This window comes from Pseudomonas sp. MF6396, assembly GCF_002018915.1.
GTDB classification, from domain to species: Bacteria; Pseudomonadota; Gammaproteobacteria; order Pseudomonadales; family Pseudomonadaceae; genus Aquipseudomonas; species Aquipseudomonas palmensis.
The window spans coordinates 294,208-308,201 of record NZ_MVOK01000001.1 but is presented as its reverse complement, the minus strand read 5'-3'; the positions used below and the strand labels follow the sequence as shown (position 1 = coordinate 308,201).

Annotated in this window: 13 protein-coding genes; 4 read left to right on the top strand and 9 right to left on the bottom strand. The window is 67.3% G+C overall.

Going from position 1 to position 13,994, the window contains the following annotated elements; genetic code table 11:
- Positions 1-5 precede the first annotated feature (5 nt).
- The 3 genes from MF6396_RS01525 to MF6396_RS01515 are packed head-to-tail and all read left to right on the top strand — an operon-like array spanning position 6 to position 4,024.
- Entirely contained in the window at positions 6-1,592 is a 1,587-nt protein-coding gene (locus MF6396_RS01525; protein ID WP_078479551.1) for an ABC transporter permease, read from the top strand.
- Positions 1,589-2,413: an ABC transporter ATP-binding protein gene (locus MF6396_RS01520; protein WP_043860759.1), complete on the top strand. Its 825-nt coding sequence runs from the start codon at positions 1,589-1,591 to the stop codon at positions 2,411-2,413. The genes MF6396_RS01525 and MF6396_RS01520 overlap by 4 nt, the downstream gene beginning before the upstream one ends.
- Positions 2,414-2,422: 9 nt before the next feature.
- Positions 2,423-4,024, top strand: coding sequence for an arylsulfatase (locus MF6396_RS01515; protein WP_078479550.1), 1,602 nt, complete (start codon positions 2,423-2,425; stop codon positions 4,022-4,024).
- Here MF6396_RS01515 and MF6396_RS01510 read toward each other — a convergent pair.
- The gene (locus MF6396_RS01510; protein ID WP_058540908.1) at positions 3,996-4,688 is read right to left on the bottom strand and encodes a Crp/Fnr family transcriptional regulator; all 693 of its coding nucleotides are present in this window, start codon (positions 4,686-4,688) and stop codon (positions 3,996-3,998) included. The two genes, MF6396_RS01515 and MF6396_RS01510, sit on opposite strands and share 29 nt — an antisense overlap.
- An 89-nt stretch (positions 4,689-4,777) precedes the next feature.
- Between MF6396_RS01510 and MF6396_RS01505 the strand changes: the two genes are divergently transcribed.
- Positions 4,778-5,302 carry an Mpo1 family 2-hydroxy fatty acid dioxygenase gene (locus MF6396_RS01505; RefSeq protein ID WP_078479549.1) on the top strand — a complete coding sequence of 175 codons (525 nt, stop codon included), beginning with the start codon at positions 4,778-4,780 and terminating at the stop codon, positions 5,300-5,302.
- Positions 5,303-5,387: 85 nt separating this feature from the next.
- Here MF6396_RS01505 and pcaC read toward each other — a convergent pair whose 3' ends face one another.
- From pcaC to MF6396_RS01465, 8 genes are all read right to left on the bottom strand, one after another.
- The gene (gene pcaC / locus MF6396_RS01500) at positions 5,388-5,780 is read right to left on the bottom strand and encodes a 4-carboxymuconolactone decarboxylase (RefSeq protein WP_043860755.1); all 393 of its coding nucleotides are present in this window, start codon (positions 5,778-5,780) and stop codon (positions 5,388-5,390) included.
- A 10-nt stretch (positions 5,781-5,790) separates the two neighbouring features.
- Positions 5,791-6,582 carry a 3-oxoadipate enol-lactonase gene (pcaD, locus tag MF6396_RS01495; RefSeq protein WP_078479548.1) on the bottom strand — a complete coding sequence of 264 codons (792 nt, stop codon included), beginning with the start codon at positions 6,580-6,582 and terminating at the stop codon, positions 5,791-5,793.
- 11 nt (positions 6,583-6,593) lie between these two features.
- A complete protein-coding gene (locus tag MF6396_RS01490; protein WP_078479547.1) occupies positions 6,594-7,958 on the bottom strand; it encodes a 3-carboxy-cis,cis-muconate cycloisomerase in 1,365 nt (454 codons plus the stop codon).
- Positions 7,959-7,970: 12 nt separating this feature from the next.
- The gene (locus tag MF6396_RS01485; protein WP_078479546.1) at positions 7,971-9,260 is read right to left on the bottom strand and encodes an MFS family transporter; all 1,290 of its coding nucleotides are present in this window, start codon (positions 9,258-9,260) and stop codon (positions 7,971-7,973) included.
- A 120-nt stretch (positions 9,261-9,380) separates the two neighbouring features.
- Positions 9,381-10,586 carry a 3-oxoadipyl-CoA thiolase gene (pcaF, locus tag MF6396_RS01480; protein WP_173925075.1) on the bottom strand — a complete coding sequence of 402 codons (1,206 nt, stop codon included), beginning with the start codon at positions 10,584-10,586 and terminating at the stop codon, positions 9,381-9,383.
- Positions 10,583-11,362, bottom strand: a complete 780-nt coding sequence (locus MF6396_RS01475) for a CoA-transferase subunit beta (protein WP_043860750.1) — start codon at positions 11,360-11,362, stop codon at positions 10,583-10,585. Before MF6396_RS01475 ends, pcaF begins: the two co-directional genes overlap by 4 nt.
- On the bottom strand, positions 11,359-12,219 hold the full coding sequence (locus MF6396_RS01470; RefSeq protein ID WP_043860749.1) for a CoA transferase subunit A: 861 nt from the start codon (positions 12,217-12,219) through the stop codon (positions 11,359-11,361). Before MF6396_RS01470 ends, MF6396_RS01475 begins: the two co-directional genes overlap by 4 nt.
- Before the next feature lie 238 nt (positions 12,220-12,457).
- Positions 12,458-13,804 carry an MFS transporter gene (locus tag MF6396_RS01465; protein WP_043860748.1) on the bottom strand — a complete coding sequence of 449 codons (1,347 nt, stop codon included), beginning with the start codon at positions 13,802-13,804 and terminating at the stop codon, positions 12,458-12,460.
- Between the last annotated feature and the right edge of the window lie 190 nt (positions 13,805-13,994).

Here is a 13,994-nt window from a genome sequence, read left to right as displayed (position 1 = left end):
CCTGCATGACCCGTACCGCCCTTTCCTCACTGGCCCCCGCCCCTGGCCTGCCGCGTCTGCGCAGCCTGCCCTGGCAGCGCCTGCAAGCCTGGTATCTGCCCGTGCTGCTGGCGGCGGTGTGGTGGCTGGCCAGCCGCAACCACTGGATGAGCGAGCAGATACTGCCACCACCTGCACTGGTATGGGACAGCGCCGTGGAACTGGGTCGCGGCGAGGTGTGGGCACACCTGGCCATCAGCCTGCAACGCCTGCTGCTGGGGCTGGTGGCCGGGGTCGGGGCCGGTGCGGTACTCGGCGCCTGGCTGGGCTTCAGCCAGCGCGCCGAACGCCTGGTACTGCCGACTTTCAACGCCCTGGCGCAGATCCCCACGCTGGCCTGGGTGCCACTGTTCATGGTGCTGTTCGGCATCGGCGAAGTGCTCAAGCTGGTGGTGCTGGTCAAGGCGGTGATCGTGCCGGTGACCCTGCACACCCTGGTGGGCGTGCGCGATGCCCAACCGCGCCTGCGCGAAGCGGCGGCGGTACTGCGCCTGCCCACGCACCTGCTGGTTCGCCGGCTGATCCTGCCCGCTGCGCTGCCGGCGTTTCTGGCCGGTGTGCGCCTGGCCCTGGCGGCCGGCTGGACCTCGCTGCTGGCGGTCGAGCTGCTGGCCTCCAGCGAAGGCCTGGGCTACCTGATGGTGTGGGCACGGCAACTGTTCATGCTCGACATCGTGTTCGTGTGCATCGCCGTGATCGGCGTGCTCGGGCTGCTGATGGACCGCGGCCTGGGCTGGCTCGACCGGCGCCTGCTGCACTGGCCGCACCCGGCCACCGCACAACTGCGGGTGCGCCCGCTGCTTGGCTGGCAGCACCTGCATGCCCTGGGCCTGCCGTTGGCGCTGCTGGTGCTGTGGCAACTGGCAAGCCAGTACGGTTGGGTCGATGCGAACATTCTGGTGGCGCCGCTGGAGGTGGTGCACAGCACCTGGGCCGGCGTGCTCGACGGCACCTTGAGCGGCGCGCTGGCCGTCAGCGTCGGGCGAGCGCTGGGCGGCCTGCTGCTGGGCGGCAGCCTGGGCTTTGCCTTCGGCCTGCTGCTGGGCCTGTCGCGCCGCGCCGAGCGCCTGCTGGGCCCGAGCCTGGCCGGGCTGCGCCAGATCGCGATCTTCGCCTGGGTACCGCTGCTGACCGCCTGGTTCGGCCTGGGCGAACTGGCCAAATGGGTATTCGTCGGCCTGGCGGCATTCTTCCCGCTGTTCATCGCCACCCAGCGCGCGGTTGCCAGCCTGCCTGCACAGCTCGACGAAGCCGCCCGCGTGCTGCGCCTGAGCGGTGCCCAGCGCCTGCGCAGGCTGGTGCTGCCGGGCGCCGCGCCGGGCATCTTCGCCGGGTTGCGGGTCGGCCTGATCTACGCCTGGCTGGGCACCATCGGCGCCGAGTACTTCATGCCCTCCGGCGGTGGCATCGGCAGCCTGATGATCGGCGCCCAGCAACTGCTGCGCATGGACCTGATCATGGCCGGCATGCTGCTGGTCGGCCTCACCGGCGCCCTGCTCGGCGCCGTCGGACAACACATCGAACTGCGCGCCACGCGCTGGAGACGGGCATGAACGCACTCGCTCACCCACGGGTCAGCTTCAACCAGGTCGGCAAGCGCTTCAGCGTGGCCGACGGCGAACTGGAAGCGATCCGCGATTTCAACCTGCAGATCGCCGACGGCGAATTCGTCGCCATCGTCGGCGCCAGCGGCTGCGGCAAGTCCACCCTGCTGCGCCTGCTGGTGGGCCTGGACGCCGAGTACCAGGGGCAGATCCTGATCGACGGCCAGCCGGTGCACGGCATCGGCAGCGAGCGCGGCATCGTGTTCCAGGAGCACCGCCTGTTCCCCTGGCTGACAGTGGCCGAGAACATCGACCTGGGCCTGGTCAACGAGGGCCTGGAGCGCACCCGGCGCGCCCGGCGGGTGGCCGACTTCATCAGCCTGGTGGGCCTCGAAGACTTTGCCCAGGCCTACCCGCACCAGCTCTCGGGCGGCATGGCCCAGCGCGTGGCGATTGCCCGCGGGCTGGTGGCCAGCCCGCGCATCCTGCTGCTGGACGAACCCTTCGGCGCCCTCGACGCCCTTACCCGCCAGCAGATGCAGGACGAACTGCTGGCCATTCGCGAACGGGCGCGCATCACCACCCTGCTGGTGACCCACGATGTCGAGGAAGCGATATTCCTGGCCGACCGCGTGGTGGTGCTCGAACCGCGCCCGGGGCGGATCAAGCGCATCGTCGAGGTCGACCTGCCGCACCCGCGCCAGCGCGCCAGCCTGGCGTTCCACCGCCTGCGCGAAACCCTGCTGCACGAACTGACCCACGACGAGCGCTACCTGCCGCCCGCCGTGGAGCAGATCCGCGACCTGCCCCTGACCTACCTTGCCTGCTGAGTGCCGACCATGAGCCAACGCCCCAACTTCCTGATCATCGTTGCCGACGACCTGGGCTTTTCCGACCTGGGTGCCTTCGGCGGCGAAATTGCCACGCCGCACCTGGACGCCCTGGCCACTGCCGGCCTGCGCCTGACCGACTTCCACACCGCGCCCACCTGCTCGCCGACCCGCTCGATGCTGCTGACCGGCACCGACCACCACATCGCCGGCATCGGCACCATGGCCGAGGCGCTGACCCCGGAGCTGATCGGCAAGCCGGGCTACGAGGGTTACCTCAACGACCGCGTGGTGGCGCTGCCCGAACTGCTGCGCGAGGCCGGCTACCAGACGCTGATGAGCGGCAAGTGGCACCTGGGCCTGAAGGCCGAGCTGGCGCCACATGCGCGTGGCTTCGAACGTTCGTTCGCGCTGCTGCCGGGCGCGGCCAACCACTATGGCTTCGAACCCACCTACGACGAACACACCCCCGGCCTGCTCAAGTCGACCCCGGCGCTGTACATCGAGGACGACACCTTCGTCGAAGCGCTACCCGAGGGCTTCTATTCCTCCGACGCCTTCGGCGACAAGTTGCTGCAGTACCTCAAGGAGCGCGACCAGAGCCGGCCGTTCTTCGCCTACCTGCCGTTCTCCGCGCCGCACTGGCCGTTGCAGGCGCCGGCCGAGGTGGTGGCGCGCTACAAGGGGCGCTACGACGCCGGGCCCGAGGTGCTGCGCCAGGAGCGCCTGGAAAAACTGCGCGCCCTGGGCCTGATCGGCGCCGAGGTGCAGGCGCACCCGGTGGATGAACAATGGCAGGCGCTGAGCGACGAACAGCGCCAGCGCTCGGCACGCGCCATGGAGGTGTACGCGGCGATGGTCGAGCGCATGGACTGGAACATCGGCCGGGTGGTCGGCTACCTGCGCAACCAGGGCCTGCTGGACAACACCCTGGTGCTGTTCATGTCCGACAACGGTGCCGAGGGCGCGCTGCTCGAAGCCTTCCCCAAGTTCGGCCCGCACCTGGCCAGCTACCTGGACCAGCACTACGACAACAGCCTGGACAACATCGGCCGCGCCAACTCCTACGTGTGGTACGGCCCGCACTGGGCCCAGGCGGCCACCGCACCGTCGCGGCTGTTCAAGGCCTTCACCACCGAGGGCGGCATTCGCGTGCCGGCCCTGCTGCACTACCCGGCACTGGCGCGCCAGAGGCAGATCAGCCATCAGTTCAGCACCGTGATGGACATCACCCCGACCCTGCTGGACCTGGCCGGCATCCGCCACCCGGGCAAACGCTGGCGCGGGCGCGACGTGGCGCCGCTGCGCGGCAAGTCGTGGCTGGGCTACCTGTCGGGCGAGACCGAGCAGGTACACGACGAGCACACCGTCACCGGCTGGGAGCTGTTCGGGCGCCGGGCGATTCGCCAGGGGCACTGGAAGGCGGTGTATATTCCAGGCCCGGTGGGGCCGGCCACCTGGCAGCTGTACGACCTGAGCATCGACCCCGGCGAGGTCCACGACCTGGCGCAGGCGCAGCCGGCAAAGCTGCAGGCCCTGCTCGGCGAATGGCAGAAGTACGTCGAGGAAACCGGGGTGATCCTCAGCCAGTCGCCGTTCCAGCCGGATTAGCCATCAGTGCCAGGCGCGCGGGGTCGAGAATCTCGATCTCGCCGTAGCTCAGGCGCAGCACGCCATCCTGCTCCAGCGCCTTGAGAATCTGGTTGGTGGTCTGGCGCGACAGCGCGAGCATCAGCGCCAGTTGCTCCTGGGACAATTGCAACACCCTCCTGGCCCCCTCCACTTCGCCGTAACCGGCGGCGATCTGCAGCAGCCGGTAGGCCACCCGCGGCGCGGCACTCATCAGGCTCTGCTGCTCCAGCGCGACAAAGGCCAGGCGCAGCTTGTGGCTCATCAGCAAGGCGAATTCACGCCAGTAACGCGGTTGCGCATCCAGCAATTTCACCAGCGCGCCCTGGGGCACCCGCAGCAGGTGGGTGGCACCTTCGGCATAGGCGTCGTGGGTACGTGGCTGGTCGTCGAACAGGCAGATCTCGCCGAACCAGTGCGGGGCCTCGATCAGGGTCAGCACCGCCTCCTTGCCCTGGGCGCTGACCGCACCGATGCGGATGGCGCCATCGAGCACCGCGTACAGTCCGCAAGGCGGGTCGCCGCGCTGGAACAGGCAGGCGCCGGCCTCCAGGCTCACGGGCCTGGCCAGGTGCAGCAGGCTATCCTGCAGGGTAGCGGGCAACTGTTTGAACCAGTGACCCTGGCGCAAGGTTGAAGCGTTCATCGGGGGCCTCGTGGTGACACTGTCGGCTAGCCGACAGACGACGGTGCCTGCGCAGGGCAAGCTCGGGCAATCCTACAGGAGGAACAACAATGAAAAGCCTCGTCGAGCACCTGAGTCAATACGCGGCCTACCACCGCGACCCACGCAACATCGCCACGCACTTCGTGGGTATCCCGCTGATCGTGGTGGCGGTCACGGTGCTGCTGTCGCGTCCGGGCATGGCATTGGCCGGGGTGTGGCTGTCGCCTGCATTGCTGGTGGCGCTGTGGTCGGCGTGGTTCTACCTGCGCCTGGACACCCGCTTCGGGTTGCTGATGAGCGTGTTGCTGGGCTTGTGCCTGTGGGCCGGGCAGGTACTGGCGGTTCAGAGCACGCTGGTGTGGCTGAGTGCGGGGCTGGGGCTGTTCGTGGTGGGCTGGGTGATCCAGTTCGTCGGCCACTATTACGAGGGGCGCAAGCCGGCGTTTGTGGACGACATCAGCGGCCTGATCGTGGGGCCGTTGTTCGTGGTGGCGGAGATGGCGTTCGTGCTGGGGTTGCGCGGGGAGTTGAAGCGGTCGATCGAGGCGAATGCGGGGCCGGTGGGTAGTCGCTCGAAAAAGGCGGCGATCTGAAGGCCCATTCGCCGGCAAGGCCGGCTCCTACAACGGCACGCACACACTGTAGGAGCCAGCCTTGCTGGCGAAGAGGCCCTGAAGATCAGGCGCGGGATTCGACGCCCAGTTCATCCCACACCGACTCCGCCAGGTGGAACGTGGCATTGGCCGCCGGGATCCCGCAATAGATCGCGCTCTGCATCAGCACTTCCTTGATCTCTTCGCGGGTCACGCCATTGTTCGCCGCCGCCCGCAAGTGCAGCTTCAGCTCTTCATTGCGGTTCATGCCGATCAGCATCGCGATGGTGATCAGGCTGCGGGTATGGCGTGGCAACCCCGGCCGCGTCCAGATATCGCCCCACGCGTGCCGGGTGATCATTTCCTGGAACTCGCCGTTGAACTCGGTGAGGTTGCTCAGGCTGCGGTCCACATGGGCATCGCCCAGTACCGCACGCCGCACCTGCATGCCGGCCTCGTAACGTTCTTTTTCGTCCACAACCTACTCCTCAGCGGGCCAGCAGAAAATCGATCACGCGGCGGCTGAACGGCGCGCCGACTTCAACGTTGGACAGGTGCGCCGCCTGGAACTCGGCATACTCGGCACCCACCACATGTTCCTGGATGAAGCGCCCGCCAGCCGGCGGCGTGACCGCATCGGCACTGCCGGAAATCACCAGCAGCGGCACCTTGATCTCACCCAGCTGGCCCCGGAAGTCCGCATCGCGCACCGCGCCGCAGTTGGCCGCATAGCCATCGGGCGAAGTACCCGCCAGCATGTCGGTGATGCGCTTGGCCTGGTCCGGGTTGGCCTGCGCATAGGCCTTGGTGAACCAGCGCTCGATGGAGGCGTCGCGCAGCCCCACCATCGCCGCCTCGCGGTCGCGCAGCACCATGTCGATGCGTGGGTTCCATACCTCGTCGTTGCCGATCTTGGCTGCGGTGTTGCACACGATCAGGCGGTTCAGGCGCTCGCCGGCATGGATGCCCAGCCACTGCCCGATCAGCCCGCCCATGGACAGGCCGCAGAAATGCGCCCGCTCGATCTTCAGCGCGTCCAGCAGTGCCAGCACGTCACGCCCCAGTTGCTCGATGCTGTATGGCCCCTCGGTCACCAGCGACTGGCCATGCCCGCGGGTGTCGTAGCGCAGTACCCGAAAATGCGCGGCAAATGCCGGCAGTTGCGGGTCCCACATGGTGTGGTCGGTGCCCAGCGAGTTGGACAGCACCAGCACCGGTGCGCCCTCGGGCCCGTCGAGCCGGTAGTTCAGTACGCCATCAGCGAGTTGTACGCTAGCCACAACGGCCTCCTTCAACGCTTGAATTGTTGGTGTTCAGCCACCGCCCGCGCCACCCACACGCGGGCCTGGCCCAAGTAATGAGCAGGGTCAAGCAGGCGGTCGAGTTCGTCCGCCGACAGCTCGGCAGTTACCTGCGGATTGTCGCCCAGCACGTCGCGCAGCTGACGCTGTTCGGCCACCGCACGCTTGCAGCAGGTTTCCAGCAGGTGGTGCGCGGTGTCCCGGCCCAGTCGCTGGGCCAGCACGATGCTGACCGCCTCGGCCAGCACCAGGCCCTGGGTCAGGTCGAGGTTGCTGCGCATGCGCGCAGCATCCACCTCCAGGCCCTCGGCAATCACCTGGGCCTGGCGCAGGGCGCCGGACACCAGGCAGCAGATCTCGGGCAGGGTTTCCCATTCGGCATGCCACAGGCCCAGGCTGCGCTCGTGCTCCTGGGGCATGGCCGCGAACAGCGTGGACACCAGCCCCGGTACACGGGTAGCGGCGCCGATCAGCACCGCCGCGCCCACCGGGTTGCGCTTGTGCGGCATGGTCGACGAGCCGCCCTTGCCCGGCGCAGCAGGCTCGAACACCTCCGCCGCCTCGGTCTGCATCAGCAGGCTCACATCGCGTCCCAGCTTGCCCAGGCTGCCGGCGATCATGCCCAGCACCGAGGCGAACTCCACCAGGCGGTCACGCTGGGTATGCCAGGGCTGCTCGGGCAGGCTCAGCCTGAGCTGCCCGGCCAGCGCCTCGGCCACCGGCAATGCCTTGTTGCCCAGCGCCGCCAGGGTGCCGGAGGCGCCGCCGAACTGCAGGCTCAGCAGGCGCGGCTTGAGCTCCTGCAGGCGCTGACGGTGACGGGTGAGTGCACCGAGCCAGCCGGCGATCTTCATGCCCAGGGTCCCGGGCGTTGCATGTTGCAGCCAGGTGCGCCCGGCCAGCGGCGTGTCGGCATGCTGCAGCGCCTGGTGCGCCAGGCTGTCGGCCAGGCGCGCCAGGTCGGCTTCGATCAGGCCCAGGGCATCGCGCAATTGCAGCACCAGCCCGGTGTCCATCGCATCCTGGCTGGTAGCGCCCAGGTGCACGAAGCGCTCGGCTTCGGGCACGCCGCTGGCAATCACCTTGCCCAGCGCCTTGACCAGCGGGATGGCCGAATTGCCGGCCACCGCGATGGCCTCGGCCAGGGCCGCGAAGTCATAGCGCTCGGCCTGGCAGGCCGCTTCGATCGGTGCCACCGCCACCTGCGGGATCAGCCCCACCGCCGCTTCGGCGCGGGCCAACGCGGCTTCGAAATCGAGCATGCCCTGCACCCGGCCACGGTCGGAAAACACGGCGCGCATGGCCGGCGCGGTGAAGTAGGCATCGAACAGCTGATTGCCCGGACGTTGGTTCATCGGTGGTCCTTCTCAATGATCGTGGTGCAGGTATGCCGCCTGCTTGGGCAGGCGCAGGCTGAACAGGAAGGCAATCGCCATCATCACCGTAACGTACCAGTAAAAGGCGTTTTCCATGTTCAGCGACTTGAGCCCCAGTGCCACATATTCGGCCGAGCCGCCGAAGATCGCGTTGGCCACCGCGTAGGCCAGGCCCACGCCCAGCGCACGTACCTGCGGCGGGAACATCTCGGCTTTGACCAGCCCGCTGATCGAGGTGTAGAAGCTCACGATGGCCAGCGCCAGGGTGATCAGCACAAAGGCCAGGAACGGGCTGGTGACGGTTTTCAGGGTAAGCAGGATCGGCACCGTGCACAGGGTGCCCAGGGCGCCGAACCAGAGCATCGAGTTGCGCCGGCCGATGCGGTCCGAAAGCATGCCGAACAGCGGCTGCATGCACATGTACAGGAACAGTGCGCCGGTCATGATGAAGCTGGCGGTCTTGGCGCTCATGCCCGCAGTGTTCACCAGGTACTTCTGCATGTAGGTGGTGAAGGTGTAGAAGATCAGCGAGCCGCCTGCGGTGTAGCCAAGCACGGTGATGAACGCCGCCTTGTGGTTGCGGAACAGGCCGCCGAGGCTGCCGGCATCCTTGTCGTTGCGGGTTTCGGCGCTGCTGGTCTCTTCCAGCGAGCGACGCAGGAACAGCGAGATCACCGCCGCGATGGCACCCACCACGAACGGGATGCGCCAGCCCCAGGCGCGCAGCTCATCTTCGGTGAGCAGTTGCTGCAGGATCACCACCACCAGCACCGCCAGCAGTTGCCCGCCGATCAGGGTCACGTACTGGAACGAAGCAAAGAAACCGCGCTGGCCGCGCAGCGCCACCTCGCTCATGTAGGTGGCGGTGGTGCCGTATTCGCCGCCCACCGACAGGCCCTGGAACAGCCGCGCCAGCAACAGCAGCGCCGGTGCCCAGGCACCGATGCTGGCGTAGGTCGGCAGGCAGGCGATCACCAGCGAGCCGGCGCACATCATTAGCACCGAGATCATCATCGAATTCTTGCGCCCGTGGCGGTCGGCCACACGGCCGAACAGCCAGCCGCCGATGGGCCGCATCAGGAACCCGGCGGCGAACACGCCGGCGGTGTTGAGCAGCTGCACCGTCGGGTCGTCGGAGGGGAAGAAAGCCGGGGCAAAGTAGATCGCGCAGAAGGCATAGACGTAGAAGTCGAACCATTCCACGAGGTTGCCCGAGGAGGCACCGACGATGGCGAAAATGCGTTTGCTGCGTTCTTCGCCGGTGTAATGGATTGAAGTCATGGCAATTCACTCTGGGAGGATGTCTGAAGTCTAGACACACTCGGTAACACTCACGTTCCACAGAACAATCACCCCGCTGCCCCGACCTTGCGTGGAGGTCGCAGCAGCGAGGTCATTGATTTACACGCGCTCGATGGCCAGGGCCAGGCCCTGCCCGACACCCACGCACATGGTCGCCAGGCCTTTGCGCCCGCCGGATTTCTCCAGCTGGTGCAGCGCTGTCAGCACCAGGCGTGCGCCGCTCATGCCCAACGGGTGACCCAGGGCAATGGCGCCGCCGTTGGGGTTGACCTGCGGCGCGTCGTCGGCAATGCCGAGTTCGCGCAGCACGGCCAGGCCTTGGCTGGCGAAGGCTTCGTTGAGCTCGATCACGTCGAAATCGGTGACCGCCACGCCCAGGCGCTCGATCAGCTTGCGCACCGCCGGCACCGGGCCGATGCCCATTACCCGGGGGGCAACGCCGGCACTGGCCATGCCGAGCACGCGCGCGCGCGGGGTCAGGCCATGCTTTTGCACCGCCTCGGCCGACGCCAGTATCAGCGCCGCGGCGCCGTCGTTGACGCCCGAAGCGTTGCCGGCGGTGACCGTCTTGTCCGCGCCGTTGACCGGCTTGAGCCTGGCCAGGGCTTCGAGGGTGGTGTCGGCGCGCGGGTGTTCGTCGTGCTCGACCACGGTCTCGCCCTTCTTGTGCGCGATGCGCACCGGCACGATCTCTTCGGCGAAGTAGCCGGCGGCCTGGGCCTTGGCGGTGCGCTGCTGGCTGCGCAGGGCGAAGGCATCCTGGTCGGCGCGCGATACCTGATAGTCGTCGGCCACGTTGTCGGCGGTCTGCGGCATCGCGTCCACGCCGTACTGGGCCTTCATCAGCGGGTTGATGAAGCGCCAGCCGATGGTGGTGTCTTCCAGCTTCATGTTGCGCGAGTAGGCGCTTTCGGCCTTGCCCATCACGAACGGTGCACGGGACATCGACTCGACGCCGCCGGCAATCGCCAGCTCCATCTCGCCGCTGGCAATGGCGCGAAACGCCGTGCCGATGGCGTCCATGCCCGAGGCGCACAGGCGGTTGAGGGTCACACCCGGCACGCTGTCGGGCAGCCCGGCCAGCAGCAGGGCCATGCGCGCCACGTTGCGGTTGTCTTCACCGGCCTGGTTGGCGCAGCCGAAGAACACTTCGTCGAGCTGGTCCCATTGCACGGTGGGGTTGCGCTCGATCAGCGCCTTGAGCGGCACCGCCGCCAGGTCGTCGGCGCGCACGCCGGCCAGGGCGCCGCCGAAGCGGCCGATGGGGGTGCGAATCGCGTCGCAGATGAATACGTCACGCATCAGGCTTCTCCCGGCGCTTGGCCGTGGGCGGCCGCGGTGCGCGCTTCGAGGTCGCGCAGGGCAGTCAGCTCGACTTCGCTCGGCGCCACGGTGGTTTCGACGCTGTCGGCAAAGCGGATCGCCCAGCCGGTGGCGGCGACGATCTGCTCGCGGGTCACACCCGGGTGAATCGAGGTGACCACGAATTCGTTGCTGCCGGCTTCGGGCTCCATGATGCACAGGTCGGTGATGATGCCCACCGGGCCGGCACCGGGCAGGCCCAGGCGTTTGCGCGAGTCGCCGCCTTCGCCGTGGCCGACCGAGGTGATGAAGTCGAGCTTGTCGACGAAGGCGCGCGAGGACTGCTTGAGGATGATCAGCACGGTCTTGGCGGAGCCGGCGATTTCCGGTGCGCCACCGGCACCCGGCAGGCGTACCTTGGGCTGGTGGTAGTCGCCGACCACGGTGGTGTTGATGTTGCCGAAACGGTCGACCTGGGCGGCGCCCAGAAAGCCCACGTCGATGCGCCCGCCCTGCAGCCAGTAGCGAAAGATCTCGCCGGTGGGCACCACGGTATCGGCGGTTTCGGCCAGCTCGCCGTCACCGATGGACAGCGGCAGTACCGTTGGCTTGGCGCCGATAGGGCCCGATTCGTAGATCAATACCACGTCGGGCGAAGAGGTCAGGCGTGCCAGGTTGGCGGCCTTGGACGGCAGGCCGATGCCGACGAAGCACACGGCGCCGTTGCGTAGGCGGCGGGCAGCGGCAACGGTCATCATTTCATTGGTGGAGTAGCTCATTGTGCAGCCTCCGAAGCGCTGGCCAGTTTTGCCTTGAAGGCAGGGAAGTCGGCGGTGCCGCGAATGTATTCGTCGATCCAGGCGGTGAAGGTCTCACGGCTGCGGGCAATCGGGTCCCAGGCCTGGTAGAAGCGGTTGTCACGCTCGGAGTAGCCGTGCGCGTAGGACGGGTGCGCCCCGCCCGGTACCAGGCACACGGCCGACAGTGCCCAGGTGGGCAGCACGCAGGCATTCATTGGCGCGTTGAGGTCGTCGACGATCTCTTCCACGGTGACGATGCAGCGCTTGGCGGCCAGGGCGGCCTCCTTCTGCACACCCAGGATGCCCCACAGCAGCACGTTGCCCTTGCGGTCGGCCTTCTGCGCGTGGATCACGGTGACGTCCGGGCGAACCGACGGCACGGCGGCCAGCACCTCACCGGTGAACGGGCAGGTCACGCTCTTGATCAGCGGGTTGACCTTGGGCAGGTCGGAGCCGGCGTAGGCGCGCAGCACCGCGAACGGCAGGCCCGAGGCACCGGCAACGTAGGCGTTGGCGAGGTCGGCGTGGCTGTGTTCTTCGATTTCCATGGCGTGCGGCCACTGCTTCTCGACCGCGTCACGCAGGCGGTGCAGCGACCCGACACCCGGGTTGCCGCCCCACGAGAAGATCAGCTTGCGGGCGCAGCCGGCGCCGATCAGCTGGTCGTAGATCAGGTCGGGGGTCATGCGCACCAGGGTCAGATCCTTCTTGCCCTGACGAATGATTTCGTGCCCGGCGGCGGTCGGGATCAAATGCGTGAAGCCTTCAAGGGCGACGCTGTCGCCGTCGTTGACGAACTGCTTCACGGCGTCGTGGAGCGAGAGGATTTCAGCCATTGCAGACTCCTGGAGAGCGGTTTCAGAGGTGCCTCTGGGCGGCACCGGCATGAGCTCAGATTAAGGCGGCGCATTGGGCCGTACAATCCGATAATCGCCATAGCGTTCGATTATCGAACGTATTGTTGTTGTGCTAAGGATCCACAAATCATCGCGGGTCAAGCCCGCTCCCACAGGTACGGTGGAGATCCATGTGGGAGCGGGCTTGACCCGCGATAGGGGCGCTACTGCCAGCCGGTCAGGTCGCGTCAGCGTGGCTCACCACACCCTTGATCACCACCGCCACCGTCGCGATCGCGGCCGGGATCACCAGGGCCGTCAGCACCTGTTCGAAGTTCCAGCCCAGGCCCAGCAACGTGGCGCCCATCCAGGCCCCGAGAATCGCGCCAAACCGGCCGATGCCCAGCATCCACGACACGCCGGTGGCACGGCCCTGGGTGGGGTAGAAGCGCGCCGCCAGCGACGGCATCGCCGACTGCGCCCCGTTCACGCACATGCCGGCAATCAGCACCAGGGTCGCCAGCAGCGTGATGTTGCCCAGGCTCTGGCCCACCGCGTAGGCGAACACCCCGGCCAGCAGGTAGAAGGTGCCGATCACCTTGTGCGGGTTGTAGCGGTCCATCGCCCAGCCTACCGCCACCGCGCTGAGCACGCCGCCGAACTGGAACAGCGCACCGATGAACGCCGCCTGCTCCATGCTCGCGCCGCTGTCACGCATCAGCGTGGGCAGCCAGCTGGTCAGCAGGTAGACGATCACCAGGCCCATGAAATAGGTCAGCCACAACAGCAGCGTGCCGACGCTGTAGGTGCCCGAGAAGATCACCGCGAACACGTTGCGCGCCTTGACCGTCTTCTGTTCCGGCACACTGAAGCTCGCAGCCTGGTTGACGATGCCCGGCTCGATCGGCGCCAATGTGCGGCGTACCCGGTCGGTGCCCTTGTTGCGCACCACCAGGTAACGCGCCGACTCCGGCAGCCACACCATCAGTACCACCACCAGCAGCAGCGGCAGGATGCCGCCGATCAGCAGCAGGCTGTGCCAGCCGAACATCGGGATCAGCTTGGCGGAAATGAACCCGCCACCGGCCATGCCCAGGTTGAAGCCGCAGAACATGCTGGTGACCAGCAACGACTTGTGCCGCTCGGGGGTGTATTCGGACAGCAGCGTGGTGGCGTTCGGCATGCCGGCACCCAGGCCCAGGCCGGTCAGAAAGCGCAGCACCAGCAACTGGTCGACGTTGGTGGCATAGGCCGAGGCCAGGCTGAACGCGCCGAACAGCAACACCGCGCCCACCAGCACCACCTTGCGCCCGAAACGGTCGGCCAGCGGCCCCGAGCCCAGCGCACCGAACACCATGCCGATCAGCGCGGCGCTCATCACCGGGCCCAGGCTGGCGCGGTCGATGCCCCAGTCCTGGGACAGTGCCGGGGCAATGAAGCCCATTGCGGCGGTGTCCAGGCCGTCGAGGAACACGATCAGAAAGCACAGGATGACCACCCGCCATTGGTAACGCGACAACGGCTGGGCATTGATGAACGACTGCACATCCAGGCAGTTTCCAACAGCAGCTTGGGGACTATTCATTGTTTTTATCCAGAAGATGCGCGCGAGTGTGCGGGTGCGCGCGTGAACGGCACAGACGGTCGGGTACGGGTCTTTTGGAAAGGGTCAGCTACCGTGCAGCCGGCAGGCGGGCAGGTACAGGCTGAAGCAGGACAGGGTGCAGGTCATGGGGTGTTCTCTCGCTCATTATTATTGGAGGCCGTCAGGGGCC

Excerpts from the sequence above, each read along its gene's own strand:
- MF6396_RS01475 (WP_043860750.1), bottom strand. The coding sequence starts at position 11,362 with ATGAGCTACTCCACCAATGAAATGATGACCGTTGCCGCTGCCCGCCGC.
- MF6396_RS01485 (WP_078479546.1), bottom strand. The coding sequence starts at position 9,260 with ATGACTTCAATCCATTACACCGGCGAAGAACGCAGCAAACGCATTTTC.
- MF6396_RS01505 (WP_078479549.1), top strand. The coding sequence starts at position 4,778 with ATGAAAAGCCTCGTCGAGCACCTGAGTCAATACGCGGCCTACCACCGC.
- MF6396_RS01490 (WP_078479547.1), bottom strand. The coding sequence starts at position 7,958 with ATGAACCAACGTCCGGGCAATCAGCTGTTCGATGCCTACTTCACCGCG.
- MF6396_RS01465 (WP_043860748.1), bottom strand. The coding sequence starts at position 13,804 with ATGAATAGTCCCCAAGCTGCTGTTGGAAACTGCCTGGATGTGCAGTCG.
- MF6396_RS01525 (WP_078479551.1), top strand. The coding sequence starts at position 6 with ATGACCCGTACCGCCCTTTCCTCACTGGCCCCCGCCCCTGGCCTGCCG.
- MF6396_RS01520 (WP_043860759.1), top strand. The coding sequence starts at position 1,589 with ATGAACGCACTCGCTCACCCACGGGTCAGCTTCAACCAGGTCGGCAAG.
- MF6396_RS01515 (WP_078479550.1), top strand. The coding sequence starts at position 2,423 with ATGAGCCAACGCCCCAACTTCCTGATCATCGTTGCCGACGACCTGGGC.
- MF6396_RS01470 (WP_043860749.1), bottom strand. The coding sequence starts at position 12,219 with ATGGCTGAAATCCTCTCGCTCCACGACGCCGTGAAGCAGTTCGTCAAC.
- MF6396_RS01510 (WP_058540908.1), bottom strand. The coding sequence starts at position 4,688 with ATGAACGCTTCAACCTTGCGCCAGGGTCACTGGTTCAAACAGTTGCCC.